Source organism: Bradyrhizobium sp. U531, from assembly GCF_051710265.1.
Lineage (GTDB): Bacteria > Pseudomonadota > Alphaproteobacteria > Rhizobiales > Xanthobacteraceae > Bradyrhizobium.
In genome coordinates this window covers 117,056-142,287 of the sequence record NZ_JASVEN010000012.1, presented here as the reverse complement: position 1 = coordinate 142,287, position 25,232 = coordinate 117,056, and the positions used below count along the sequence as shown (strand labels likewise).

Annotated in this window: 23 protein-coding genes; 8 read left to right on the top strand and 15 right to left on the bottom strand. The window is 58.8% G+C overall.

Annotated elements, in window-relative coordinates; genetic code table 11:
- Positions 1–95: 95 nt before the first annotated feature.
- On the bottom strand, positions 96–305 hold the full coding sequence (locus QRQ56_RS35160) for a hypothetical protein (protein WP_438746068.1): 210 nt from the start codon (positions 303–305) through the stop codon (positions 96–98).
- 839 nt (positions 306–1,144) lie between these two features.
- Between QRQ56_RS35160 and QRQ56_RS35155 the strand changes: the two genes are divergently transcribed.
- Positions 1,145–2,464: an MFS transporter gene (locus tag QRQ56_RS35155; protein ID WP_438746066.1), complete on the top strand. Its 1,320-nt coding sequence runs from the start codon at positions 1,145–1,147 to the stop codon at positions 2,462–2,464.
- A gap of 433 nt (positions 2,465–2,897) precedes the next feature.
- On the opposite strand, the gene QRQ56_RS35150 is transcribed toward QRQ56_RS35155, so the two are convergent.
- The 4 genes from QRQ56_RS35150 to QRQ56_RS35135 form a co-directional block, all read right to left on the bottom strand.
- Positions 2,898–3,413, bottom strand: a complete 516-nt coding sequence (locus QRQ56_RS35150; RefSeq protein ID WP_438746065.1) for an alpha/beta hydrolase family protein — start codon at positions 3,411–3,413, stop codon at positions 2,898–2,900.
- Between the two features lie 1,155 nt (positions 3,414–4,568).
- Positions 4,569–5,483 carry a bifunctional methylenetetrahydrofolate dehydrogenase/methenyltetrahydrofolate cyclohydrolase FolD gene (folD, locus tag QRQ56_RS35145; protein WP_438746064.1) on the bottom strand — a complete coding sequence of 305 codons (915 nt, stop codon included), beginning with the start codon at positions 5,481–5,483 and terminating at the stop codon, positions 4,569–4,571.
- On the bottom strand, positions 5,480–6,367 hold the full coding sequence (gene purU / locus QRQ56_RS35140; protein ID WP_438746161.1) for a formyltetrahydrofolate deformylase: 888 nt from the start codon (positions 6,365–6,367) through the stop codon (positions 5,480–5,482). The genes folD and purU overlap by 4 nt, the downstream gene beginning before the upstream one ends.
- 100 nt (positions 6,368–6,467) lie before the next feature.
- Positions 6,468–8,912, bottom strand: a complete 2,445-nt coding sequence (locus QRQ56_RS35135; protein ID WP_438746062.1) for a GcvT family protein — start codon at positions 8,910–8,912, stop codon at positions 6,468–6,470.
- Positions 8,913–9,112: 200 nt separating this feature from the next.
- Between QRQ56_RS35135 and QRQ56_RS35130 the strand changes: the two genes are divergently transcribed.
- Positions 9,113–9,673, top strand: coding sequence for a helix-turn-helix domain-containing protein (locus QRQ56_RS35130; RefSeq protein ID WP_438746061.1), 561 nt, complete (start codon positions 9,113–9,115; stop codon positions 9,671–9,673).
- Between the two features lie 83 nt (positions 9,674–9,756).
- Here the strand turns inward: QRQ56_RS35130 and QRQ56_RS35125 are convergent, their stop codons facing one another.
- Positions 9,757–10,527 (bottom strand): LamB/YcsF family protein, encoded by a 771-nt coding sequence (locus tag QRQ56_RS35125; protein WP_438746060.1) that lies wholly within the window; start codon positions 10,525–10,527, stop codon positions 9,757–9,759.
- A 970-nt stretch (positions 10,528–11,497) separates the two neighbouring features.
- On the opposite strand from QRQ56_RS35125, the gene QRQ56_RS35120 reads away from it, so the two are divergent.
- The 3 genes from QRQ56_RS35120 to QRQ56_RS35110 all read left to right on the top strand — a co-directional run bounded on the left by QRQ56_RS35120 (position 11,498) and on the right by QRQ56_RS35110 (position 13,043).
- A complete protein-coding gene (locus tag QRQ56_RS35120; RefSeq protein ID WP_438746058.1) occupies positions 11,498–11,746 on the top strand; it encodes an IS66 family transposase in 249 nt (82 codons plus the stop codon).
- Positions 11,743–12,204 carry a hypothetical protein gene (locus QRQ56_RS35115; RefSeq protein ID WP_438746056.1) on the top strand — a complete coding sequence of 154 codons (462 nt, stop codon included), beginning with the start codon at positions 11,743–11,745 and terminating at the stop codon, positions 12,202–12,204. Before QRQ56_RS35120 ends, QRQ56_RS35115 begins: the two co-directional genes overlap by 4 nt.
- A 362-nt stretch (positions 12,205–12,566) precedes the next feature.
- Positions 12,567–13,043 carry an Lrp/AsnC family transcriptional regulator gene (locus QRQ56_RS35110; protein WP_438746054.1) on the top strand — a complete coding sequence of 159 codons (477 nt, stop codon included), beginning with the start codon at positions 12,567–12,569 and terminating at the stop codon, positions 13,041–13,043.
- Between the two features lie 335 nt (positions 13,044–13,378).
- Here QRQ56_RS35110 and ald read toward each other — a convergent pair whose 3' ends face one another.
- Positions 13,379–14,491, bottom strand: a complete 1,113-nt coding sequence (gene ald, locus QRQ56_RS35105; RefSeq protein ID WP_438746052.1) for an alanine dehydrogenase — start codon at positions 14,489–14,491, stop codon at positions 13,379–13,381.
- A 351-nt stretch (positions 14,492–14,842) separates the two neighbouring features.
- On the opposite strand from ald, the gene QRQ56_RS35100 reads away from it, so the two are divergent.
- From QRQ56_RS35100 to QRQ56_RS35090, 3 genes are all read left to right on the top strand, one after another.
- Complete coding sequence (locus QRQ56_RS35100) at positions 14,843–15,565, top strand: autoinducer binding domain-containing protein (RefSeq protein WP_438746159.1); 723 nt, start codon at positions 14,843–14,845, stop codon at positions 15,563–15,565.
- Positions 15,566–15,660: 95 nt separating this feature from the next.
- Positions 15,661–16,293 (top strand): acyl-homoserine-lactone synthase, encoded by a 633-nt coding sequence (locus tag QRQ56_RS35095; protein ID WP_438746051.1) that lies wholly within the window; start codon positions 15,661–15,663, stop codon positions 16,291–16,293.
- 71 nt (positions 16,294–16,364) lie between these two features.
- Positions 16,365–17,318: a LysR family transcriptional regulator gene (locus QRQ56_RS35090; RefSeq protein WP_438746049.1), complete on the top strand. Its 954-nt coding sequence runs from the start codon at positions 16,365–16,367 to the stop codon at positions 17,316–17,318.
- On the opposite strand, the gene QRQ56_RS35085 is transcribed toward QRQ56_RS35090, so the two are convergent.
- Genes QRQ56_RS35085 through trbE form a run of 8 tightly spaced genes read right to left on the bottom strand, consistent with a single transcriptional unit; the run spans position 17,291 to position 25,228 of the window.
- On the bottom strand, positions 17,291–17,533 hold the full coding sequence (locus tag QRQ56_RS35085; protein ID WP_438746047.1) for a DUF2274 domain-containing protein: 243 nt from the start codon (positions 17,531–17,533) through the stop codon (positions 17,291–17,293). The genes QRQ56_RS35090 and QRQ56_RS35085 overlap by 28 nt on opposite strands.
- Before the next feature lie 6 nt (positions 17,534–17,539).
- Positions 17,540–18,745 (bottom strand): TrbI/VirB10 family protein, encoded by a 1,206-nt coding sequence (locus tag QRQ56_RS35080; protein WP_438746046.1) that lies wholly within the window; start codon positions 18,743–18,745, stop codon positions 17,540–17,542.
- The gene (gene trbG / locus QRQ56_RS35075; RefSeq protein ID WP_438746044.1) at positions 18,742–19,716 is read right to left on the bottom strand and encodes a P-type conjugative transfer protein TrbG; all 975 of its coding nucleotides are present in this window, start codon (positions 19,714–19,716) and stop codon (positions 18,742–18,744) included. Before trbG ends, QRQ56_RS35080 begins: the two co-directional genes overlap by 4 nt.
- Before the next feature lie 2 nt (positions 19,717–19,718).
- A complete protein-coding gene (gene trbF / locus QRQ56_RS35070) occupies positions 19,719–20,399 on the bottom strand; it encodes a conjugal transfer protein TrbF (RefSeq protein ID WP_438746043.1) in 681 nt (226 codons plus the stop codon).
- A 46-nt stretch (positions 20,400–20,445) separates the two neighbouring features.
- Entirely contained in the window at positions 20,446–21,681 is a 1,236-nt protein-coding gene (gene trbL / locus QRQ56_RS35065; protein WP_438746042.1) for a P-type conjugative transfer protein TrbL, read from the bottom strand.
- Positions 21,682–21,684: 3 nt separating this feature from the next.
- Positions 21,685–22,056, bottom strand: coding sequence for a putative entry exclusion protein TrbK-alt (trbK-alt, locus tag QRQ56_RS35060; protein WP_438746040.1), 372 nt, complete (start codon positions 22,054–22,056; stop codon positions 21,685–21,687).
- Positions 22,056–22,790, bottom strand: coding sequence for a P-type conjugative transfer protein TrbJ (gene trbJ, locus QRQ56_RS35055; protein ID WP_438746039.1), 735 nt, complete (start codon positions 22,788–22,790; stop codon positions 22,056–22,058). Before trbJ ends, trbK-alt begins: the two co-directional genes overlap by 1 nt.
- A complete protein-coding gene (trbE, locus tag QRQ56_RS35050; protein ID WP_438746037.1) occupies positions 22,787–25,228 on the bottom strand; it encodes a conjugal transfer protein TrbE in 2,442 nt (813 codons plus the stop codon). The genes trbJ and trbE overlap by 4 nt, the downstream gene beginning before the upstream one ends.
- Positions 25,229–25,232: the final 4 nt, after the last annotated feature.

Genomic DNA, 25,232 nt, shown 5'->3' with positions numbered 1-25,232 from the left:
TCCGATGCTGTTGCTTTGTTCGAGGAGTAGAGCCCATTGGTCACGAACCGCAGCTCGCGATCGACGCAACCGCCCCTTCGTTTCCGCGAAGCTTGTTACATCTTGTGCCGCGTTGCGTTGGAGTACATCATGCGAGTGGAAACGTTCGACATGTCCGAGAGCGCCAATTGGGATAACGTGCGGAAGATCAAGTGCCTGTGACAATCGTTCCACATGATCTGCTGGTACAGCATCGGGCGGAAGAATTCGCGAGATATTTCGCCGATGAAGGCGAACGGCACTGATGGGTCGAGGTCTCTTGTCATTGCACCCTTCCGCTCTATGAGGCCGGAGCCCACTCTCGGATCCCTTGAGGCCTGCAACACGGTACAGACGCGCTCAAGAGTTTCGGAACGCGCCGACATTCAAATTGCCGGGGCCGCAAAATGCTCGCTCATCCGGGGCTCAGATCGAATAGCAAGCGTGGGACCTTGCCTGGAATCACCTCGTGTCGAGACTATTTAGACGAAGCAAAGGCACTCCCTTGACGATAAGCGTCATCAAGATGACCGTATGCGACATCGGGATCGAGGAATTACAATCAAGTTGGAGTGCTTCTATTCCCGAACGGTGTGGCCGGCCGCGCTCCCAACAGTTTTAGCAATTAGCCGCTCCCGGAGCGAGGTGCGCGACTTCCTCTATTGCCAGACGAACATGATTAGCGATGGTTCTGGTGAATCTATCGCCTTAAGGCAGCCGATCGCCCCTACTCGGTTGCGAACGGAGGGTCGGTGGCCGGCTTCGACGCTGCGCAACGAAACGCTCGCGTTAAAGCGCCAGAGAACCGTTCGAAGTATTTGATGAAGGGTCAGTAATAATGCTCAACATGATCGCTAAACTCGGCTCTGGGTTCGACCGCAGCGCTCGTAAGGTGGGCTTCTCGCGCTGCGCGCAGCATCGAGTGCATTTCAATATGAAATCAAGTCATGAAAGGGCATGAATTTCCCGCGCTTGTTGTCCAGACGAAATACTTATCATCATTTGATGACAGCCCGTTTAGCCATCGCCTTTGGGTTGAAGACCGTGTCGGGAGTGAAGCGTCATTGCCTGGTTGCATGCGCCTCCGACGGACAGGACTGGAACAAGCGCGTTATGGGAGGGGTACATGTCTAGAATCGAAGTCGCCTATGGCGACGCCTCAATTGATACGACTACCGAGGAGCATCCATCCGCGTGGAAGCCATCTTTGATCGCAAGTCTCGGATCGGTAGTGGAGTACTACGATTTTGCCCTTTACGGCCTATTAGCGTCGACGATCAGTCCCCTATTCTTTCCAAATCAATCGAGTGCTGAGGGGCTCCTGGTGACTCTAGCGATTTTCGGCAGCGCCTTCATCGTTCGTCCGATCGGAGGACTCGTTTTTGGCTGGTTGGGAGACAGGCGCGGCCGTAACAGTACTCTCATATTCACAGTGCTAGGTACCGGCATATCGAGCGCGGCGATTGGCTTGTTGCCTACCTATGCCAATGTTGGCTTGCTCGCCGGAATTGCTCTACTTACCTGTCGTCTGGCGCAAGGCTTCTTTGCCGGAGGCGAAGTATGTGGCGCCGTTACATACATAGCGGAGATCGCTCCTCCCAATCGTCGTGGCTTTTTCGGGGCATTCAATCCCGCAGGCGTGTCCGTGGGCTTCAGTTTGGCAGCGGTAATCGCGGGAATTTTGCAATCGCTTCTGACTTCCGAACAGATGTTTACTTGGGGATGGCGGGTGCCATTCCTGCTCTGCCTTCCACTCGTTGCATTGACAGTCTACGCCCGTATGATGCTTGAGGATACGCCACGGTTCAAAAGACTGGCAGCCGAACGGCAAGTGGCACGCGCCCCGGTTATAGAAGTGGTTACCGTTCACGGCGTCTCCTTGGTGAAGGTGATCGCCATAGCATCGGCCCAAAGCGCGACCGCCTATCTTGGGCTCGTTTATTTCAATCTCTTCTTGACCAGGACACTTGGCTACGACAAGGCCGCGGTCTTTTGGCTCATGACTGTCGCGCCTTTGAGCGCGGCATTCCTCATGCCGCTCTTCGGTGGACTTTCGGATCGCGTTGGACGGCTGGTGATCTTGAAAGTCGCGTATGTCGGCTACATCGTGGTATTGCCCGCCGCTCTTTGGACAATGAAGCTCGGCTTTCCGCTTGCATGTGTCGCGACCATTGTGGCCTTCATCCCCTTCGCCGCAACGCAGTCGACCGGTTACCCCCTATACGGAGAACTATTCCCGACGCACGTCCGCTACAGCGGCGTCTCCCTCGGGTTCAATATCGCGACAATCCTCGGAGGGGCAACGACGCCGTATGTCGCCACGTGGTTGCTCGAGAAAACCGGCGACTATCTTTCGCCTTCCTACTTCGTGATGGCTTTAGCCGCCATTGGCGTGATTGCGCTGCTGACTATTAGAGAGACCGCTCATCAGAATCTGCCGGATTAGCCTCGAAGGACAACTCATTGATCCCATCGGTTGAACCGACGCGACATCACAAGATGCTCGTGGTCGTTTCGACCCATTCTGCATCGCGGCCTTCGTCCCATCCAGGCGGATGACCAGATGCGAAAAGAACGGAAGCACCGCTCTGTCCGCAACCGCTGAATTAGCGCCTCGCGCTCGATAGAGACGGAGGCGCGAAACTTATCTGCTTACGCGGACTGATTTCCAGATCCCCGGGCGAGAGCCGGTTACGCCGCAAGACAGTCAATTTCCACTGCACGGGCGCCCTCGTCGATGCGGACGTACTCTGGAGAGCGATACCACGGCGCAAACGCTGGAAGACTCGCGCCCGCTACAGCATTACTGACAAACTGTGAGCTATGCTTCGGGAGCTGAACGACTTAAGAGCTTCTGCTGCAACCAACCGAAGATAGCGTCATCGCAACTCACGAAGTTTTTCGATTTCCCCCATCGCCGTTGAAGTCGTCTGCGAAACGAACAACTCCAGCTGGATGCGCGCGCCAACGCAATCGGCCTGCAATTCGGACGCCTCGCGTGCGCTCACGAGTCCACGTCCGCCGGCGACAATGAGAACGGGGCAATTCAACTGCCGAGCTTGCCGTAGCCGAGTGGCAGCGACGACGAGCTCGTCTACCGCGCCCGCCGTTTTCGTCATCCAGCCGATGGAGGCTAAAGCTCGTGTCGCACGCCAAAGACCGCCGTCGCACACCGCCGCAGCAACGCGGTTATCGGAAGCAACGAAGTCGGTGGCCAGCGCGGCGGACGAGGCATCGCCATAAATAGCGACCCGAGCGGAATCGACGTCCGACAGGTGCGATAAGTAATCCAAACAGAAAGGCAGCTTTGCTTGCGATGAACCGCGCGAGCATTCTGCAAGGTCTTGGTGGGAGACGACGAGAAGAGAGATGCCCCTGCCAAGAACGACCGGCATCACCCTTCCGAGCAACGCGTGCGGCGTGTCTTGTTCACTGCAAACGCAGATCACCGCCGGCGCAGTTAGGCTTGGGCGTCCAGCGGCTAAGTAGCAGGCGGAGAGATTGACCTGATCCGCGCACGAGATCTGCACCAGTTCCACCTTCTGCGCGCCGCAAAACCCTATCCACTGGACGGCGGCCTCGATTCTGGCGGTTATGCTCTCCCAACGAGCGTTATCTTCGCCCCTTAGGCGCCTTGCCACTTCAAAGGCCGTCAGCGCACATAGTTGAGCCTCGACAGCTTTCTCGAGGCCTCCTGCCTTCAGATTGAATTCCGCGAGAAGGCTATTGTCCTCAGCGACCTCGATCCATTGCGCGATGGACTTACATTCTTGCCGTCCTCAGGGCGGCTGAAAGATGGATCGTTCAGAAATCTTGCGGCGTTTCGGCGTGAAGAAGCAAGATCGCCCCTCATCCGAAGCTCAGCAACGCAGTTCATTCGGATGGCCCTCATCGTAAGCGTCTCCCCCTGACAGGATCGTCCAATGATGATCTAGCCGTTCGTCCCAAGATGAAGAGGAGCCGCCGCGGAATCTCGTGCCAGTTGCTGGTTCTTCGAGCTGGGCTCATCTCCTATTTTTGCGAATGCTCTGGTGCCACGAAGGGCTGTCCAACCAATTGCAGTTCAGGAAACGCCCTTCGCCTGATTGAATAAAATATGAAAAAAACACTCACGCGGAAACCGATTAAATGTCATGGTGAAAGATGCCATTTCGACATGTGATCGCCGGCGGTGGATCAGATCGCATTTCGACCCAGGCGGATCGCGCAGCACGCGATGCACGTTGTCCTCGTCCTACAAGTGCCCAGTTCGGCCGGCGAGTTTCGTGCCAGGTGACCACTCCAAGCGCCTGTACGCCGTTGATGCGCCGCTTCCAATGTCAATGACCACCAGCGACACAGGATGACATTCATCCCGCTGAGCGGACTTACACCTTGGATTGGCGAATTGCTTGCTGGGCTGCACTTTAGGCTGTAATTGTCCCAGCTCTCGGCAAGCTTGGGATAACCGGAGTTCAGGTCGGCGAGATCCGCCGTGAGTACCATTGAGCGGATCAGCGGCGCTGCGCTTCACATGCTAGGGGCGGCGACGCCGCTAAAGCTTGGCCGCGCTAGCTTTCAATCGGCGAAGCAACGCCATGGCGACGGCACGCAGCTTCGATTGTATTTCTAAGGAGGCACGCGATCGTCATGGGGCCGACTCCGCCCGGGACTGGGGTGAGCGCGCCGGCTATTGCGCTCGCGCTTGCAAAATCCACGTCTCCGACTAATTTTCGTCGTCCGTCGCGCTCGACGCGGTTGATACCAACGTCAATCACGGTGGCGCCCGGCTTGATCCATTCGCCGCGAACAAGCTCGAGCTGCCCAACCGCCGCTACGAGAATATCCGCGCGGCGACACACCGAAGGAAGATCTTCGGTCTTGGAGTGCGCGATCGTGACCGTGCAATTCTCCCGGAGAAGAAGCTGGGCAAGGGGCTTTCCGACGATGTTGGAACGCCCGACGATGACGGCATTCAGGCCCGCGAGCCTGCTTCGAGCTTCCCTGATGAGCAGCATGCACCCGAGTGGCGTGCAGGGAACCGATGCGCTGTCACCGAGCGAGAGCTTGCCCACGTTAATTGGGTGAAAGCCGTCCACGTCCTTCTTCGGATCGATCGCGGCTGTCACCTTTTGCGCATCGATATGAGCAGGCAAAGGCAATTGAACGAGAATGCCGTCTACATCGTCAGCAGCGTTGAGACGGTCGATCAGGCATAGCAGATCTTTTTCACCCGTCGTGCTCGGTAGCTCATGATGAAACGAGCGGAATCCGGCTTCGACCGATCTGCGTACCTTATTGCGAACGTAGACCGAACTGGCCGGATCGTTCCCGACGAGCACAACGGCCAGTCCGGGAGTAAGGCCCCGCTCCGCAAGGTTCTCTACGGCGCGCTTCAAGTCGGAGTGAAGCCTGGCCGCGACCGCGGCGCCATCGATGATGGTGGCAACGTGTTTTTGCACCCCTTTGATATCGCTGCTGTTCATCGAAAAATCACCGTTCGATCGCCATTCACAAGTATTCTCTTTTCGGCATGGAGCTTGACAGCCCGCCAGGAGGTTGCCTCGACGTCTCTTCCCATCGCGGTCAGATCGTCTGGCTCCAGGGAGTGATCCACACGTAAGACATCCTGCTCAATGATCGGGCCCTCATCAAGATCTGCCGTGACATAATGAGCGGTCGCTCCGATAAGTTTAACTCCGCGTGAATGAGCCTGATGGTATGGCCGAGCTCCCTTGAAGCTTGGAAGGAAGGAATGATGTATATTGATGATCTTTCCCGACATATTCCGGCAGAGATTGTTCGATAGAACCTGCATGTATCTCACCAATACAATGAGATCGATCCGCTCCTGCTCTACAAGCTCTAGGATCTTTGCCTCCTGCGCGAGTTTTTTATCGGCTGTGATAGGCAAGTAGTGAAATGGGATGTCGTAGGACACCGCGAGCCGCTCGAAGTCCGGATGATTCGATACAATCGATGAAATGTCGACCGCGAGAGTACCGCTTGCGTGCCTGAACAGCAGGTCATTGAGGCAATGCCCTGCCTTGGACACCATGATCAAAATACGCGGCTTGGATCTGCAGTCATGGAGGTCGCAGCTCATGTCGAAGGAGCCACCGATCTCGGAAAATTGCGACTGAAGATCGACCAGACGGCCTCCTTGCGCGTCGAATGCGACCCGCATGAAGAATTTCCCAGCATTGCGATCCGAGAACTGTGCACTGTCTCGGATGTTGCAACCGTTTATTGCAAGAAGGCCTGACACAGCGTGCACGATTCCAATCCGGTCCGGACAGGAGAACGTGAGAACAAAATCGGGACGTTGGGAGTGACCCTCCCGGGGCCACTCGACTACTGAGGTTTGCAGTTTCGAAGGGGCAGACCAAGCCTCTAGTAGCGGTACACTTGTTTTGATCATGACGATTCAGCTCTTCGAAGAGGCCTCTGGCCCTGGCAGATCACGCTTGTCATCCCTTTACCCGGCTATGACTTGGATCATAGAACGCGCGCAGCGATGCACGTGCGGGCACGCGGACGCCGGCGACCTCAATTTCCAATTTAGCGGTCTCGAGGAAGGCGGCGTCAACAGCGCCACCTGGGTTCGCCACATAGCCAAGTCCAAGGCAGCTACCGATCGTGTGCCCGAACATGCCTGACGTGATGCGGCCCACAAGCCGTCCCTCATGCCAGATCGGTTCGTTATGGTAGATCAAGACCGAGGGATCGTTCAGCGCGACGTGGACCATCCTACGCGGCGGCCCCGCGTCCTTCTGCCGCAATAGTGCATCTCGACCAATAAATCCTTCCGGTTTTGACCATCCCACCGCGAAGCCGAGGCCTGATTCCAGGGGAGTGTCTTCGTCCGTGATGTCATGCCCCCAGTGACGGTATCCCTTCTCCATTCGCAAAGAGTTCAGCGCGTGATAACCGGCTAGGCGCAAATCGAATGGCCTACCTTCTTCGGTGATAAAATCGTAGACCCCTTGGACGAACTCAGAAGGAATGTAGAGCTCCCAGCCCAATTCTCCGACATAAGTGATGCGGCTTGCCCTGACCTTCGCGTAGCCGATATCAATTACCCGGGAGGTCGCGAATGGAAATGCGGAATTGGAAAGATCCGCGTCCGTCAGCCTGCCTAAGAGATCTCGGGATTTCGGACCCATCACGCCAAGCACGCCGTACGCTGAGCTTACGTCAATTGCGGTTGCTCTAGCGCCTTGGGGAATGTGCCGAGTGAGCCATGCAAAGTCCCTGACTTGCGTCGCTGCCGCCGTCACGATGAAAAATCGAGTCGGACTTTCTCGCGTCACGGTCAGATCAGCTTCGATGCCGCCCCTTTCGTTGAGCCACTGCGTATAAACGATGCGGCCGATCGGCAGTGAAATGTTGTTCGCGCAGATCCTGTTCAGAACGGCCTCGGCATCGTCACCTTCAACGATAAACTTTGCAAAGGACGATTGATCGAACAAGCCAACGCTTTCCCGGACGGCTCGGTGTTCCGCGGCCGAGTATTCGAACCAATTCTGTCGGCCGTAGCTATATTCGTATCTTGGTTGCTGTCCCTTCGGGGCGAACCAATTTGGGCGTTCCCAGCCAGCGACATCTCCAAAACACGCTCCCTGCGCAACCAGACGATCGTGCAGAGCGGAGCGCCGAGCTCCTCTTGCTGTCTCGGGTTGGCGGAACGGCCAATGCATCGCGTACAACAGGCCGAGGGACTCGACGGTACGATCCTTTAGGTAACGCCGGTTCGACTGGAATGGCATCATGCGGCGGACGTCGACGTCCCAAAGGTCCATTGGCGGATGACCATCGACAATCCAGTCGGCCAAGACCTTACCTGCTCCACCCGCGGACCGAATGCCGATCGAGTTGAAGCCAGCCCCCACGAAAAGGTTTCGAACCTCCGGCGTCTCCCCGAGCATATAGCGATCGTCGGGTGTGAAACTTTCAGGGCCGTTGAAAAACAATTGGATGCCAGTCTTTGCCAGAATGGGCAGGCGACGAATCGCGCCTTCAAGCAGGGGCTCAATATGCTCTAGGTCATCCGGCAGAGTGTCAAACTCAAAGTTTTCGGGGATTCCCTGCATGCCCCAGGGTTTTGCGATCGGCTCGAACCAGCCCACCAACAGCTTACCGGCATCTTCCTTGAAATACGTGCAGGCATCGGCGTCGCGGAGGACGGGAAGATGCTTTTTGATTTCCGGGACCGGCTCTGTGACGATGTAGAAGTGCTCAGCAGCGTGCAGGGGGACCGTGGTCCCGGCCTTCGCGCCAAGCTCCCTCGCCCACATACCAGCGCAATTGACAACAAATTCGGCTGCTATTTCACCATTCTTGGTGCGCACGCCGACCGCACGTCCGTTGCTGATGAGAATGTCCGTAACTAACGTGTTCTCGAAGATCTTCGCCCCGTGGACTTTGGCCGCCTTTGCAAGAGCTTGGGTCGTGTCGACCGGATTGGTCTGCCCATCCTTCGGAAGGTGCACGGCGCCGACGAGATCGTCGCTTGCCATTAGCGGCCAGAGATCACCGGCCTCGTTCGCCGACAAGATATTCACTTCCAAGCCGAAACATCGGGCCATGGACGCCGCTCGCCGGAGTTCTTCAAAGCGCTCCTGGTTGTTTGCGATTGCGAGAGATCCGATCTGCCGATAGCCGGTGTTGTGACCGGTGTCGCGCTCGAGCTGGGAATAGAGCTCAGTCGTGTATTGAGCCAATCGCGTCAGATTGTGAGTTGGACTGAGCTGACCAACGAGTCCGGCCGCGTGCCACGTGGTTCCTGACGTGAGCTGCTTGCGTTCCAGCAGAACAACATCTGTCCAACCACGAAGGGTCAGATGGTACGCAAGACTGCAGCCCATAATGCCGCCACCAATGATGACGACCTGCGCCGACTTTGGAAGTTCCACCACACCCGTTCTCCGACCGCTCGTGAATTTATTACATCTTTTTTCACAGATGTGAACGATTTTTCACGACCTGCTGTATTTTTCCTTGGTTTGACCGCCTATACAAAAAGGCGCCGGTTCGGTTTGGAAGGTCGAATGAACTGATGGCTATTAGGTCGATACGGTCCGCTGACGAATGGGTAGCCGGTGGGGGATCCAGCATGGATTCTGAGGCCGCAATTGGTGGCCAGATCCGCGAGCTTCGCAAATTGAAGAAGCTAACTCTCAGCCAGCTTGCTCGAGCAGCTGGAATCTCCGTTGGCTATTTGAGTCAGATTGAAAGAAACCAGTCCAAGCTGCCGATCGGGGTCTTGAAGAAACTTTGCGACGTCCTTGGCGTACACATGAACTGGTTCTTCAATGGGGGCATGGGGGCCACCTCGGATGAGAGGAATATAATTGTTCGCAAGGCGCACCGACGAAGGCTTACCTTCACCGGGCTTGGCATCGTCGAAGAGCTGTTGTCTCCCAACTTGGCCGGACCTCTCGAGCTACTTTTGAGCACGATTGAACCGGGCGCGGACAGCGGGAACTACGCTCACGCCGGCAACGAGGCCGGAATTTTGATTGCAGGCCAATTAGATCTGTGGGTGGACGGAAAACGCTTCCACCTTGAGGAGGGGGACAGCTTTTCGTTCAAGAGCACCTCCCAACACCGCTGCGCCAACCCGGGGAAGGTCCCGGCGAAAGTGGTTTGGGTCATTACCCCCCCTCACTATTGACGCTCGACCTTACGTCCCCCGAAAATGTCTCTCCCAACACTCAACTGCGGCTCAGGAGCTCGCCAACGCGGTGGAGACAGGAATCAAGCTGACACGGGAGCGAAGGCCTGAAGCACGATTCCGCCAGTCTCCAGGCGTGATCGAACCCGCCGGGCAACGGTGACGGCGTGCGCGGAATCGCCGTGGACACAGATTGAGTCGATCGGACTTGGATGGCGTCTGCCCTCGATTGTAATAACCGACTGCGCCTCGATCATCGCGAGGACGTGGTTTGCAGCTTCATCTGGGTCCTCGATCATTGCCCCCGACTTGCCGCGTGGTACAAGCTGGTGGTCAGCGCCAAAGGTGCGATCGGCGAAGATCTCATGCACGACCTTTAGCCGCTCGGCTTCTCCGCATCTCACCAGCTGGCTCAATGCGATCGCCATGAGGATCAGCGACGGATCGACTGCCTTGACCGCGCGTGCCACAGCTCCTGCAATGTCCGCTTCCGCGGCGGCGAGATTTCCCAGGGCTCCGTGAGGTTTGACGTACGTAATTCTATGTCCGGCGTAGACCGCCAGGGCTTGGGCGGCCCCAATCTGGTAAGCTACCAGCCGCTCGATCTCGGCGAGAGAAAACGGTATCCGTCGTCTTCCAAACCCGTTGAGGTCGGGAAAGCCTGGATGGGCACCCACAGCAACCCTATTTCTTTTCGCTATCTGAAACGTCTTTTCCATGATGTCGGGATCGCCTGCATGGAAACCGCAAGCGACATTGGCGGAGGTCACGACCGACAACATCTGTTCATCGTCGCCGACGGAATAGGCGCCGTAGCCCTCTCCGAGATCAGCGTTGAGATCAACTCTCACCATGGTGCATTTCCAGCTCGCAAGTGGATTACAGCTCTAAGGCGTTGGCGTTTCCTGCCTTTGATAGGGTGCGCCGGACTTCACCACGTTAGGGGCGGCCGCAGACAGCATAGATTGGCTCGACCTACCTCACATAGCGATTTACTTTTGCCTAAATTTATTCCTTGCGGTGGTCGTAGTACTCAAAATGGCACTGCCAGGCAGCGGCGCCGAAGCTTGGAGCGGGACAACGCCGTACGATGGCACTGCTCGAAAAAGGCCGGCGCCTAGTCGGCGCCGGCCAAGGTCACGGGCCCGGTGGAGGCCCGTCTCCCGAATACACATTCTCATTCTGTGTCGCGGGTGTTTGATACGGAGGCCGACCACAAGGAATTCTCGTTCGACAGCTGGTCCGACCCGTGCCGGGAGCCTCGCCACCCCGCTCCAGAATTCAAGTGTCTGCCACGATGGCTTGGAACTCAGATTGATTAAAGCGATAAAAACTCGACCATTCACATTCCCAAAAGTTCATGCCGATAGAGCAGCTTCGGACATCTAATTCCCCGCTCCGCCAGTGTAGGTTCAGACAAACTCTTAGAATGGTCACGGACAGGCCGGCAGCCGCACTGCCGATTCAAGCTGAGGAGATGGCAATGGCCTAGTTTGCTTAACCTCCGGCCGCTCGCGGTTCTACCAGACGATCCTTCGCAATTAACTGAGCGCCCAGAGCGACGAATGTCTCCGCGCACGTCCCTGGGGCGCGTACAGCACCGTCTCCATCTTCATCTCTTCAAGAGCAAGGAGGGCGTCACCCGCCTTCACGATCTGGTCTTTTGCCGCTTTGATGGTAACCGGCACGAGGCTCCCACCTCGCCATCCTTCGGCTCGCCTGCAATACAGCTTGGCATGAGCTGATTGGTGGAGAGAGAGAGATGGAAAATGTCATGCATGCAAGGCAGGAAGGTGACCTCCTATAGTCTGGGCACTGCCATGGATGACCGGCCCTGGGGCGGGCAATCGCCGCCGGCGGTCGCCTACGTGTTCGCCGACGGGCGCGGCACGGGAGGTCGCCGGACAATTGACGGGCTTTTCCGGCATTCTGCAGCTAGATGGACATGCCGCCTACACGGCGCTCGCCCGCGTCCATGGCGGCGCGATCCAGCTAGCTTTTTGTCTCGCCCATTCCCGACGCAAATTGTCGAGGTCTACAAGACGACGCAGTCGCCAATCGCTCGTGAGGTGATTGCCGCCGCCGCGATGCCGCTTGCGGCCCTCGACCGATGGCTACAGGCTCGCCTCGATCAGCATCCTGCCGCCACCAATCTCCCCATGCTCGACGATTACGTCGCCGCGAACGTGGCCGGCCCACTGTCGATGAACCCGCTCGACTGGATCTGCCCGTTGCTCGCCATCGATGCCGATGCTTTCAACCACGGCGGCGCCCCGGAGTTCGCCGCGATCTCCGCCGCCGCGCTGCGCCATAACGAGATCAGCCAGATCCTTCGACTGCGCCTCGCCGGTTCGCGTCGAGGCACCGGCGCAATCCCATGGCGACGTCGATCCGCGTGCCTGGTGCCAAGGTTTCTAAGCCGTGATGCGGCTCAGCCTGCCGGAGTGGCCACCGTTGCTGGACGCCACCAACGTCAAACATGGCCCGCTTCTGCCCATTCCTGCCGCACTGTCGCGACGATGAGCCTCTGACCGCCGCGAAACCCGGCCTAACGCCCACGCCGATATTCCGGCGGCCATCGAGGCCTTGCGTCAATACTGGATGCCGATCCGCTACGCTCGCGCGCTGATCACCGCATACGCGAGCTCATATTTTGATGGTTGACACCACACCCGGCATCGGGCGGCGATATGCGCCGCATTTCCGCTGTCGGCCTTACGGCGGACGTGCTCTGTTGCAGCGGCTGCCCGTCCCACCGTGATTTGTTGAAAGTTGCTAGAGCAATCAGGATACTGATGTCGCAAACTGATTTGCGTCGCATTTTCCCGAGGTTCGGAGGATTTCCTGCAACGCATGGGCACCTGCGACGAAAAACGCCTAAGTTGGAGCGACTATGCGATACGACCGAACGGACGCCCGGATCCTTGAAATCGTTCAAAAAAACAATCGCTTAACGTCGGATGTGATCGGCGAATTGGCAGGGCTTTCTGCGACCGCATGCCAACGACGGATGAAGAAGCTTCGTTCAGAAGGTATTATCGAGGCGGATGTCTCGATCGTCTCGCCGAAGGCAGTCGGCAACCCTATTCAAATGCTGGTGCTGGTTACACTTGAGCGGGAGCGTTCAGACATCATCGACAAATTCAAAAAGGCGATCAAGTCGTCAGCACAGGTCGTCAACGGCTTTTACGTTACTGGCGACGCCGATTTTGTACTCTACATTACCGCCCGCAGCATGGAAGATTATGAGCAGTTCACCCGACGCTTCTTCTACGAGAACTCGGATATAAAGGGGATTAAAACAATGGTCATAATGGATCGCGTGAAGGCGGGTTTTGCCGTTCCAATTGAAGTACCGTCGGAGGAGTAGGCGAGTGGTCCGCGCCCCATGAAGACATGTTTGCGCTATTGTTCATCGACTATCTTTTGATGTGGGTACCCTTAGCAACTGTGCAACTCTGCGAGCCATGCTGGAAGGAAGACACCCCGGATCTAGTTGCGAAGAAACACGATCGGGTTCTACCAACAGAGGGCGGACGGCGGCGGCAGAAATTCTCGCCCAGCGCAAACCTACCGGTCTCTTTGCCGACTAAGGGTGAGGATTGCACGCAAGCGTCGAGCTTGCATCGATCGGAAAAAAATGGGCCACCCCGAAGAGTGGCCCGCTGAGTCAGGGAGGAAACGTCCCATGAGGGACCTCTGGGATCAGGCGGCGGCCTGTTCGATTGGTGAGAATGGTAGCCCTAGACTCTCCGCTACAGCTTTGTAAGTTAGCCGACCACGATAGACATTCAGGCCAGCTCGCAAGTGCGGGTTTTCAAGCACTGCCGCAAAGCCTTTTTTGGCAAGAGCCAAGCCAAACGGCAGAGTGGCATTGTTCAACGCGTGGCTTGAGGTGAGCGGGACTGCTCCGGGCATGTTGGCGACGCAGTAATGGACGACACCATCGATCTCGTAAGTTGGATCAGCGTGTGTTGTAGGACGAGAAGTCTCGAAGCAGCCACCTTGATCGATTGCAACATCAACGATAACGGACCCTTTGCGCATCGAGCTCAACATGCCGCGGCTGACGAGTTTCGGTGCACTTGCGCCGGGGATGAGCACGGCGCCAATCACAACATCCGCGGCAAAGACCTCTTCCTCGACGGCATCGATTGTTGAGAAGCGGGTACGAACACGCCCCTGGAACAGCTCATCCAGGTCACGCAGCCGTGGAATGGAGCGGTCAAGGATTGTGGCTTCGGCACCTAAGCCAGCTGTCATGCGCGCTGCATGCATACCGACAACACCGCCTCCAATGATCAGGACACGAGCCGGCTGGACACCCGGCACGCCTCCGAGCAATAGCCCTCGGCCACCCGCGTATCGCTTCAGGGCACTACCTGCGGCTTCGATTGCAAGTCTGCCTGCGACTTCGCTCATTGGAGCAAGTAGCGGAAGACCGCCATGCGCATCAGTGACCGTCTCGTAAGCGATTGCAGTGCATCCGGACTTCAGCAGCCCCTCGGCCTGCTCCAGATCTGGTGCCAGATGCAGGTAGGTGAAAAGGATGTGGTTTTCCCGGAGTTGGCTCCATTCGGACAGTTGCGGCTCCTTGACCTTTACAATCATCTCGCTTGACGAAAAGACTTCGCGAGCGGAAGCCGCAATGGTGGCTCCGGCCTTGAGATAGTGCTCGTCTGTCGCACCAATCGCCGCTCCCGCATTGGTCTCGATGACAACGCTATGGCCAGCGGCAACGTATTCGCGGACGGCCCCCGGGGTCAGACCGACACGGTATTCGTGCGTCTTGATTTCCTTGGGGACACCCACTTTCATTTGTAATCTCCAACCTTGACCGATGCCCTTTTAATGGGGAGCGGGGCGCAAACTGCAACGCCATCCCGCTGTTTGCGCAGAAATCCTGCAATGTTTTTGCGATAACGCCGTGTTCGAACGCGCGCGATCGGACGAGCAATCACTCAAGCGATCGCAGTGTACACATTGGCTTGGGCTCTCACTCACGCCACCGGCAGGAAAGCCTCACACTCGTGCTTTCGCCGCATTGTTGGCGAACTCTTCTCTTCCCACGACGCACTCCATGCAGGTCGCGAGCAGCAACAAAGATCCAAGAGGCAGCCCAAGTTCAGGAAGATCGCGCAGCGGATCGACATTCAAGTTCATCCAACGATGTATCGAGATTTTCAAAAATTTGTCGATCGGCTGACCGAAAGCACTGACCGAGATGCTGCTCAGCAGAGCATGGCGGATATGGCCGCCGCGCTGAACCTGTCTTGCTTTGCATATCTTGCTCTGCCTCACGAACCGGGCGGTGTCCCCAATCTAATCTCGACATATCCCCCATCGTGGACGGCACACTATCTGCAGCACCATTATGAATCCTTCGATCCCGTGGTTCGCCAGGCGATCCGCCATACTAAACCGTTCCGATGGGGGCTTGGATTCGGACCGCGAGTTCGGTCGGAATCCGAGTGCGCACTATTTGAAGAAGCCGCTAAGTTCGGCATTCGGTGTGGATTCACGATTCCAATCCATGACAACAGAGGTGCGATCGCCGCCGTGAGCTTTGCGACCGACGAGCGGCGAACTGCTTTCGAGCGCTCGGTAAGCGAGCACGCCCAAGTTCTGCGGCTAATCGCAATGTTCTTCCACGCGCACGCTCGTCGCATGTTGGCGTCCGATCGCGTGGTCGATGGCGTGTTGTTGTCTCCTCGTGAGCTTGAATGTCTCGAATGGTCTGCTCGTGGCAAATCTGCTTGGGAGATTGGCAATATTCTGGGCATCTCGCGACGCACCGCTGCCTTTCATCTAGATAACGCCCGAGCGAAGCTCGGCGTCCGTACGCTTCGTCAAGCAGTCGTGCGGCTCGTTGAATCAAAATCTCGAAGATAAACGACCGCCCGTACATAAGCATGCTGTGCATCTGCACAGGATGCATTTGCGTCAGCTTCTGCTTTGATTGCCGATACGAAGCAGGGAGGACAGCAATGATGCTGCTCATCACGCCAGACTACTATGGCGAGTTCGTCAACGAACTCGCTGAGATGCATCGATTGCGCTACCGCGTCTTCAAACAGCGTCTGAAATGGGATGTACAGGTCAGTGGCGACATGGAGGTGGACGAGTTTGACGTACTTCGACCAACTCACTTGCTGCATCGCTCAGCGGATGGACGGATTCAGGGTTGCGTTCGACTTCTCCCGACGACCGGTCCAACCATGCTCAGGGACACTTTCCCAATTCTTCTGGACGAGCAGCCGGCGCCACGAACCGACCACATCTGGGAGAGCAGTCGCTTTGCAGTGGATGTTCCTCCGGATGCGCCGAAGGCGAGCGGTGGACTCGCTGCTGCCACGTACGAGCTCTTTGCAGGCATGGTCGAGTTCGGCCTTTCCATTCGTTTGAACGAAATCGTCACCGTCACCGACGCGCGCATGGAGCGCATTCTTCGGCGCGCCCGGTGGCCACTCCGCCCGATCGGCAAAGCACGACCTCTCGGAAACACTCTGGCCATGGCGGGCTATCTGGAGGTGTCGACTGATGCCTTGCAGCGCATCCGCAAGGCGGGTCGCATCTCAGGTCCGGTGCTCTGGGCTCCGGTCATGCGAGCAGCCGCTTAGGCCTTTGGAATCAAGCACACGGCGGCCCCAATGTTCCCCATTGGGCGGCAAGCTCCTCGGTAAGTCTCAAGATGAGCAATTTCCAACCAACAAGTCCATCCTTTCAGGGCATCAAAGCTCTCGAACTGAAGCACCTGCGATCTGCCGTCGTCGCGGCCGATTGTGGCAGTATTCGTCAAGCCGCGGAGTTGCTGAGATTGCAACAGTCGAGCCTCAGCCGATCAATTCGCGAGACTGAGGATTACTTGGGTTTTACGATCTTTGAGCGCTACAGCGGAGGTGTACGCCCGACGCGGGCTGGCCACAGCGTTCTTGGCCTGGCAAGAACGATTCTGGAAGAATTCGATGCACTGGTAGCAGCGGCAAACTCTGTTCGGACCAGCGAAACGGGTCGGCTGGCGGTCGGCTTCTGCACATCACTTTCGGCGGGAAATCTGCAGGCCTCCTTGCTCGAGTTCAAGCAGCGATTTCCAAAAGTTGAACTTGCGACCGTCGAGCGATCACGGACGCGTCTGGCAACGGCGCTTCGCAACGGCCTGCTTGACATCCTGATTGTCACGGGAAGCCTGCCGCTATTGGGCACCAAGACCATCTCGTTGTGGAGCGAGCGCGTTCTGGTTGCTCTGTCCCAGGATCATTCCCTCACTGCGCGGGAGACTCTCTACTGGACCGACCTCCGCGGCGAGACGGTGCTGCTAAGTCATTACGATCCTGGGCGGGAGCTTGAACAGCTTATGATCTCCAAACTCGCTTCACTTGAAAATTGTCCGAAGATCGAGCGCCACGACGTCAGCCGAGGCATCATCAAGAGTTTGATTTGCATGAAGGCCGGTATCAGTCTGGTTCTCGAATCCGACATCGGGGCCAATTTTGCCGGCTTGGTCTACCGGGACTTGCGCGACGGGACCGGCCCGAGCCGGTTCGACTTTTCCGCGTACTGGCGAGACGACAACGAAAACCCTGTCCTAGCTGCCTTCCTGAAGCTGCTGTCAGAGCGCTATCCCTCGCCTCCGCTCGGACGCTGACGCGCCCGTCGAGCCTTGCGGAAATTTCTGTCCGCTGCCATGAACCGCGCCAACATAGGAGCGATAAGCTTCGCCGGCTCCCCGATCGGCTGTCCGCTCTCTTGTGCGAGGATTTCGGCGTACGCTACGAGATCCCTGTGCACGCTCGCTGGGAGTTCATGCGTAATCTTGATCGGCTTATCGTCTTCGAGCGCTCCAAGTTTAAGCTTAGCCATCGTACCTCACCCTCTATACGGTTCGAGCACCAGGTCGCGATTGACGATCACCCGCACCGGAAATCCCGGACGAATCGTCAAGGTCGGCTGGATGTTGAGATTGCGGCGGACCACCTGCTGGCCCGTCTGGTTCATCGAGTCCCCCGCCCCACGGCGGAGGGCAGCGATAAGGTCGCTGTTGGTGCTCCCCGTATCCGATCCGGAATTCACCTCGGTGCCGACGGCGAGCAGCGTCGAAAGCGCAGCGGCCCCCAACAGCTCCTTCCAATGGTTGTCGACCTCATCCTCAAGCCCAGAGTAGCCCGCGACATCTGCGCCCGGCTGCCGCTCCAGGACAATCGAGCGCCCATTTGGCATGATGAGGCGCGTCCACACCAGGAGCACGCGCGATTGGCCAAATGCGACTTGGCTATCATACGTCCCGATCAACCGGGCTCCTTGCGGAATAAGGCGAGCTCGCCCGGTCGGGGAATCGTATACCGCTTCTGTGACTTGGGCCGTGATCTGCCCAGGCAGGTCGGACCGAATCCCCGTGATAAGAGCGGCCGGAATGACCGTTCCCGCCTGGACCACAAAGGGAGAGACCGGTCTTGCCAGGCGATCGGGACTGGTGGTTCGACGGTCAACGGAAGCACTGACGAATGCAAGTTTTCGGTCCTGGCCATTCTGGGCAAATGCTTCGTCGGATGATGGCGCTGCATTTGATGGGGCTTCACTTGCCGATGTGACAGGGGCCTGTGCGCGGACGTTCGTGCTGGCAAACACCTTGCTGGTGCGTGCCGCCTCGCTCTCCTGATTGACGCGCTGCTGTTCAGCGTCAATACCGAGCGGGCTCGACGTCGACGCGCCCTGTGCTGCAACGATCGGCCGGCCAAGATCGCCGGGTAAAGGTGGTCCAAGACGCGGCACCTCCTTCGGGATCTCGGTATAATCCTTCGGCAAGGTTGCAAGCTGATCTGCGACATTGTGGTGGTCGGTCGCGTAAAACTCCTCGGTGGCCGGCGTGCGCGATCGCTTCTCCTGCAGAGCCCAGAAGACCGCACCAGAGATGAGCACCAGCAAAAGAGCGCTGCCACCCGCAAGCACCTTGCGCGATAGGCGCGTAACTTGCGGCCGATCTGGCCGGAGCCGAAGGGTTTCAGCGATATTTTCCGGCGGCTTAACCCGAGGAGCGTCCTTGGGTGTGTCATTCGGCTGGCCAGTCTCTGTCACAGCGACCTCCCGTCGGTTCGGACGATTCTGACCTTCTGCTGGTGCTCCTCGCCCAGCCTCAGTTCCGCCGCCGCGAACAGCCGGTCGACGATCAGCACATTGCCGTAGGCGCGATAGTTGACGAGCTCGGTCTTGCCATCAGGCCCGATTACGAACAGCGGCGGCATCTCGCCCTGGCCGACAACGGGCGAAAACTCGACGTAGACCTTGCGGCCGTCGTCATAGGCATTGACAGGACGCCAGGGCGGGCTGTCTCCCTCGATGGCGTAGCGGTAACGGCGCTGCGCCTGATCCGGGATGACGGGTGTGGGCGGCAGAGCTGGACCACGCGCGGTCCGGTCCTCCGGATAGAACCACGCGACCTGTGGCATGTAGGGCCTTTCGCGGGAGCGGAGCTCGACCAGGTAAGTACGCCGATCCGTGTTGACGACGAGATTGGTCTCGATCGCCGGTCGTGTCGGCTTCACCATGATGTGCACGCGTCGCGTGTCGCCACTGCCGCTTTCGGTGTCACCGAGCACCCAGCGCACGGTATCACCCGCGGCAACTGGTCCCGACCCGATTAGCTGCTCGCCGGGCTCCAAGGCGATGTCGGTGATCTGCCCCGGCGCGGCATAGATCTGATAGAGAGCGCCCGGACTGTACGAAAACACCTGCACCGCATTGAAGTAGCCGGCCTTTCGCGGCTGCACACGTGCGGCGTCATTCGCGGTTTCAATCCGCTCGACGGGCTCTTTGGCTTCCGCGTTCTTACCGCCGCGCGCCGCCTTCCAGGCCGGTGGAACATGCAGCGGCCGCGGCCGATCGTCGGCAAGCGCCGGCAGATCTGGAGCCGGCGGGACATCGCTATCGTAACTGATTTGCGGCGGCTTGAACGTGGTGCAACCGCCAAGGGTGGACACACCAATAACAAGAGCCAGAGCCAGGCTCGGGCGGACCCTCTGTGACGCAATAACGAAACCTGACGGCATGACTAGCCCAGCTCCTTCGACCAGTTGATGGCGTTCACGTAAATACCAAGCGGATTCTTGCGGAGGCGATCGAGATCGCGCGGCATCTCCACGATAATCGTGAGGATCGCGCTCCACCGCTCGGTTGCGGCAAGCTGACCGTTGTCGTAGCGGCGCTCGACCCAGGCGAGGCGAAAGCTCTCAGGCGAAGCCCGAATGACGCTCGAGACCTCGATCGCAATTTGCGTCTTGCCAATCTTGGCGAATGGATCGTTGTTGCGGGCGTAGTCATTCAGTGCGGCCGCACCGCGATCCGTTGTAAAGTCGTAGGCGCGGAGCCAGTTTTCGCGCAGCACAATGGCGTCCATCGGCAGGCCACGCACATGCTCGATGAAGCGCGCCAGGTGAAAGGCTACTTGCGGATCGGTCGGTTGATAGCTGGCATTTGCCGGAGCAACGGCTTTCGCTTCCCCCAACTGATCGACCTCGACCACCCAGGGCGTGATCGTCCCGTGAGCGGACTGCCAGACCAGGGCGCCGGCAAAGCCGGCTGATAAGAAGAGGCAGCCAAAGGCCATCAGGCGCCAGTTCTTGGCCTGCACGCGCGCAGACCCAATGCGGTCATCCCAGACCTGAGCTGCGCGTTGATAGGGGGTGACGGCTTCCGGCGTGCGGCCATAGTGAACGGCCGATCGTTTAAACATTGTTTGACCTCAAGAGATGGCGGGGAACCGAATTAGAAAGGAGGCGTCAGTGATCCTCTTGCGAGAGGTCGACAGATCCGCCGCCGCCTCCGTGATCACCTGAACGGATCGCGTGGGTTGCCGCCGATGCGCCATGACTGATCGTCTGCGCTCTCTTCATGCGCCGAACCCAAGCGGGCGCGCTGTCGGAAGCTCTCGAGGAACCCCCTTCCCCCTTACCGGCATCGCTCGCCGGTCCACCAAGACCAGCTGCGACCGAACGCAAGGGGCTTGCAGCACCGGACGCGCTCGCCTCGGAGCCGGACTGACTCCCCGCCCGAAACACGCTCATGGTGCCGCTTGCAATCGCGCTTCCACCGCGTAGCGAGCCTGCAATCGCGCCGCCGGCGAGACCGGCAGCGCCGGCCGCAAGGCCAGCGCCAGCCGCAACGACTCCACCGGCGGCAAGTCCCGTCCCGACTGCGCTACCTGCGCCGAGCTGCGGACCTCCGGAGACGATGCCGTTGGCAATCCCAGGTCCGAAAATGCCGAGCCCCAACAAGGAAAGTGCGCCGAGCACCAGCGCCATCGCGTTCTCGATGGTCGGCTGATTGCCGCCGAAACCTGCCGTGAACTGCGAGAATAAGGTCGATCCAATGCCGACGATGACGGCGAGGACCAAAACCTTGATGCCGGAGGACATGACGTTGCCCAGCACCCGTTCGGCCGCAAAGGCGGTCTTGCCGAACAGACCGAAGGGGATCAGGACGAAACCTGCAAGCGTCGTCAGCTTGAACTCGATCAGGGTGACGAAGAGCTGGATGGCGAGAATAAAGAAGGCCAGCAGCACCACGATCCAGGCGAACAGCAGGACCGTGATCTGGACGAAATTTTCGAAAAAGCTGACATACCCCATCAGGCCCGAGATGGAGTCCAGGATCGGACGGCCGGCATCGAGCCCCACCTGCGCGATCCGACCTGGCCGCAAGAAATCCGCCGATGACAGGCTCGTGCCCGAGGCTTTGAGTCCAAGACCTGCAAAGCTCTCGAAGACGATGCGGGCGAGGCTGTTCCAATTGCCGATCAGGTAGGCAAAGACACCGACAAACAAGGTTTTCTTGACGAGCCGGGCAAGAATCTCCTCATCACTTCCGAGGGACCAGAACAGGCCCGCAAGCGTGAGGTCGATTGCGGCCAACGTCGTGGCGAGATATCCGACTTCGCCCCCGACCAGGCCGAATCCGGAATCGATGTAGCGGGTGAAGGTTTCCAGGAACTGGTCGATGACGGAGGTGCCACCCATTGCTCACTCGCTCTGGCTTGGAATGGAGGGAGAGCCGGACGGGAGGCGGCTTTCGTCCTTGCGCGGCACAGGCGAGGAAAATGGCGCGGCGCCTACCCCGCTATCACCGTCTACCGATCCACTTTTCCCCAAGAACTGGCTGCGCCGTTCGGCCCAGATCCTCTGGCATTCGAAGAGAGTCTCTCTCTGCTCGTAGGTGACGGTGCGGCATTGCTCGAGCTTTGCCGCCGCCGGATCGGGCTTCGCAGCGAGCGAGGCGGAAGATTGGTTCGCGCTGTCGTCGCCGCGCAGGCGAATGGCGCAGGCGGCGACGACCAGGACTGTGAGGCCAACTGCCACCGCGATTGGCAGCCGTTCAAATTTGTTCTTCATCATCAGTGGAACATCTGCACGGTTGTCGGTTGATAGCCCTGCCCCTGGGTCAGAAAGCGCCGCATTTGCTCCCTCCCCTGATCCTGGGCACTTGCTCTTTGGGCGGCTTCGAGCGTTTGTGCGCGCCCCTGCGCGGCCATCGTCGCGGTGAGATCAGCAAGCTGCTGGGCTTGAAGCGCAAGGAGCTGGTTGCCGGCCTGACTTGCCTGCAGAGCACCTGACGCGCCCTGGCTCGCCGTGACCAGGGCCGACATCTGGGTGCGGTTGGTATCGAGATTGCCGACGACGGTCGCCTGCACCCGCATGGCGTCCTGCAGTCCGGCAACCGCATTCTGCCAGCGTGTCTGGGCGTTGGCGACGAGGAGCCCGTTGGACATGCTCGCGGATGCCGTCGCATAAGTTGTCGAGAACGCGCGATCGATCTGCTGGACATCGTAGGCAATGCGCTGCGCTTGACTGAGCAGCTGCTGCGTGCGCTGAATCGATTGCTCGAGCTGCTGCAAGGACGAGTACGGCAGGCTCGCTAGGTTCTTCGCCTGATTGATCAACATCTGCGCTTCGTTTTGCAGCGACGTGATCTGGTTGTTGATCTGCTGCAGCTCGCGCGCAGCCGTCAGCACATTTTGTACGTAGTTGTTGGGATCGAACACGATCCACTGTGCCTTCCCTTCCCGGGGCGCTTGGGTCAGGCTAATTGCGATGATACTTGCTGCCAGAAGCGGACGGAGACGTTTCATGACAAGCCTCCTTCCTTGGCAAGCTGCGGAATGAGATTGCAGGCCCAGCCGAGGTCGCGCGCCTTGAGCCAGCCGGTGACGAAATCGTCTCGTCCGTGCTCCTCAAGAACGCGCTCGATGAGGGCCTGATCGGTCTTGGACGACGCGGCCGCAAAAGCCAGCGCGATCTCACCAAGGCCGAGCTCGAACAGCCGGTTGCCCCGGCGCGACTGGCAGTAGTAGTCGCGCTTTGGCGTCGCGCGGGCGAGGATCTCGATCTGCCGATCATTTAGTCCAAAGCGCCGGTAGACGCCTAAGATCTGCGGCTCGATCGCGCGGTCATTGGGAAGCAGGATCCGGGTCGGACAGCTCTCGATAATTGCGGGCGCAATTGCGGAGCCATCGATATCGGCCAGCGACTGGGTCGCAAACACGACGGAGGCGTTCTTCTTGCGCAGCGTCTTCAACCAAACGCGGAGCTTGCCGGCAAAATCGGCATCGTCCAGCGCAAGCCAGCCCTCATCGATGATGAGAAGGGCCGGACGGCCGTCGAAGCGATCCTCAATCCGGTGGAACAAATAGGAGAGAACCGCCGGCGCGACACCGGTCCCGATCAACCCGTCAGTCTCAAACACCTGGACGGAGGTCTCTCCCAGCCGTTCACCTTCGGCATCCAGCAGCCGCTCAAATGGACCGCCGAGGCAATAGGGTTGCAGCGCGCGCTTCAAGGCATTGGATTGCAGAAGAACGGACAAGCCCGTCAGCGTCCGCTCCCGAACTGGCGCCGAGGCGAGCGAGGTCAAGGCCGACCAGACATGATCCTTGGTCTCGGGCGTGACCTCGATGCGCTCGCGCGCAAGAATCGATGCGATCCAATCGGCTGCCCAACCGCGCTCCGCGACATCGTCGATGCGCGCAAGCGGCTGGAGCGCCACGAATTCTGCCGAGTCTCCACCAACCGCGCCGCCAAGATCATGCCAGTCGCCTCCCATGGCGATCGCCGCCGCGCGGATCGACCCACCGAAATCAAAGGCAAAGATCTGAGCGGCCGGATATCGCCGGAACTGCAATGCCATCAGTGCGAGCAGCACCGATTTGCCGGCGCCGGTCGGTCCAACGATTAGAGTGTGTCCGACATCGCCGACATGGAGCGCAAAGCGGAAAGGGGTCGATCCTTCCGTCTTGCCGAAGAACAGCGGAGGCGCCTTGAAATGATGGTCCCTCACCTCTCCCGCCCAGACCGCAGAGAGCGGGATCATGTGGGCGAGATTTAGCGTCGACACCGGTGGCTGGCGCACGTTTGCATAGACCTGTCCCGGCAGGCTGCCGAGCCAGGCCTCAACGGCATTTACTGTCTCGGTCATGGAGGTAAAGTCCCGGCCCTGGATCACCTTTTCAACGAGGCGTAGCTTTTCGTCCGCCGCGTGCGGATCCCTGTCCCAGACCGTGACGGTTGCCGTCACAAAGGCCTCTCCAATCTGATCCGAGCCGAGCTCCTGGAGCGCGCTGTCTGCATCCATCGCCTTGTTGTGGGCATCGGTATCCAGAAGCGTGGACGCCTCGTTCGTCATCACCTCCTTCAGGATCCCGGCAATCGACTTGCGCTTGGCAAACCATTGCCGCCTGATCCTGGTCAGGAGCTTTAGAGCATCCGTCTTGTCGAGCATGATCGCCCGCGTGGACCAGCGGTACGGGAATGCGAGGCGGTTGAGATCATCGAGGATCCCGGGCGTCGTCGTCGTGGGAAACCCCACAACCGTCAGGACACGCACATGCGCCTCACCCAGCATCGGCTCAAGCCCGCCTGTCAGCGGCTGATCGGCAAGCAGCGCATCGAGATACATCGGGATTTCCGGCACGCGAACGCGATGCCGCTTGGTCGAGACCGTCGAGTGCAGGTAGGTGAGCGTTGCCTCGTCATCGAGCCAGCCGCATTCCGGCATAAAGCCCTCAACGAGCTGCAGCACGCGGTTGGTTCGGTCGACGAAGCCACTCAGCACCTCGCGCGCATCCGCTCCCGCGCTGCGATGGCCGACCTCGTACAGGAGACGCTCTGCCACAGCGGCACTCTCTGCAGGCGGCAGATAAAGGAAGGTCAGGTAGTAGCTCGATTCATAATGGCTGCCGGCCTCCTCGAATTGCGCTTTGCGCTCCGCATCCACCAGGGCGGATGCGACATCCGGGAATGTGTCGGGCGGATAGCGGCCTGCCGAATGCCGTTGCGCCTCGACGAAAACCGCCCAGCCCGATCCGAGACGCCGGAGCGCATTGTTCAGCCGGCTTGCGACCGCAACAACCTCAGCCGGCACGGAACTGTCGAGGTCCGGTCCCCTGAACTGCGCCGTCCGCTGAAGTGAGCCGTCCTTGTTCAATACGATTCCCTCGTCGACCAGAGCAGCCCAGGGCAGGAAATCAGCAAGGCGCGTATTCGAGCGGCGGTATTCGGCAAGATTCATCATGGGA

What these genes read in the sequence shown, in the direction of transcription:
- QRQ56_RS35160 (WP_438746068.1), bottom strand. Translation starts at nt 305, where the DNA reads ATGACAAGAGACCTCGACCCATCAGTGCCGTTCGCCTTCATCGGCGAA.
- QRQ56_RS35155 (WP_438746066.1), top strand. Translation starts at nt 1,145, where the DNA reads ATGTCTAGAATCGAAGTCGCCTATGGCGACGCCTCAATTGATACGACT.
- QRQ56_RS35150 (WP_438746065.1), bottom strand. Translation starts at nt 3,413, where the DNA reads ATGCCGGTCGTTCTTGGCAGGGGCATCTCTCTTCTCGTCGTCTCCCAC.
- folD (WP_438746064.1), bottom strand. Translation starts at nt 5,483, where the DNA reads ATGAACAGCAGCGATATCAAAGGGGTGCAAAAACACGTTGCCACCATC.
- QRQ56_RS35130 (WP_438746061.1), top strand. Translation starts at nt 9,113, where the DNA reads ATGGATTCTGAGGCCGCAATTGGTGGCCAGATCCGCGAGCTTCGCAAA.
- QRQ56_RS35125 (WP_438746060.1), bottom strand. Translation starts at nt 10,527, where the DNA reads ATGGTGAGAGTTGATCTCAACGCTGATCTCGGAGAGGGCTACGGCGCC.
- QRQ56_RS35120 (WP_438746058.1), top strand. Translation starts at nt 11,498, where the DNA reads ATGACCGGCCCTGGGGCGGGCAATCGCCGCCGGCGGTCGCCTACGTGT.
- QRQ56_RS35110 (WP_438746054.1), top strand. Translation starts at nt 12,567, where the DNA reads ATGCGATACGACCGAACGGACGCCCGGATCCTTGAAATCGTTCAAAAA.
- ald (WP_438746052.1), bottom strand. Translation starts at nt 14,491, where the DNA reads ATGAAAGTGGGTGTCCCCAAGGAAATCAAGACGCACGAATACCGTGTC.
- QRQ56_RS35100 (WP_438746159.1), top strand. Translation starts at nt 14,843, where the DNA reads ATGTATCGAGATTTTCAAAAATTTGTCGATCGGCTGACCGAAAGCACT.
- QRQ56_RS35095 (WP_438746051.1), top strand. Translation starts at nt 15,661, where the DNA reads ATGATGCTGCTCATCACGCCAGACTACTATGGCGAGTTCGTCAACGAA.
- QRQ56_RS35090 (WP_438746049.1), top strand. Translation starts at nt 16,365, where the DNA reads ATGAGCAATTTCCAACCAACAAGTCCATCCTTTCAGGGCATCAAAGCT.
- QRQ56_RS35085 (WP_438746047.1), bottom strand. Translation starts at nt 17,533, where the DNA reads ATGGCTAAGCTTAAACTTGGAGCGCTCGAAGACGATAAGCCGATCAAG.
- trbG (WP_438746044.1), bottom strand. Translation starts at nt 19,716, where the DNA reads ATGCCGTCAGGTTTCGTTATTGCGTCACAGAGGGTCCGCCCGAGCCTG.
- trbF (WP_438746043.1), bottom strand. Translation starts at nt 20,399, where the DNA reads ATGTTTAAACGATCGGCCGTTCACTATGGCCGCACGCCGGAAGCCGTC.
- trbL (WP_438746042.1), bottom strand. Translation starts at nt 21,681, where the DNA reads ATGGGTGGCACCTCCGTCATCGACCAGTTCCTGGAAACCTTCACCCGC.
- trbK-alt (WP_438746040.1), bottom strand. Translation starts at nt 22,056, where the DNA reads ATGATGAAGAACAAATTTGAACGGCTGCCAATCGCGGTGGCAGTTGGC.
- trbJ (WP_438746039.1), bottom strand. Translation starts at nt 22,790, where the DNA reads ATGAAACGTCTCCGTCCGCTTCTGGCAGCAAGTATCATCGCAATTAGC.
- trbE (WP_438746037.1), bottom strand. Translation starts at nt 25,228, where the DNA reads ATGATGAATCTTGCCGAATACCGCCGCTCGAATACGCGCCTTGCTGAT.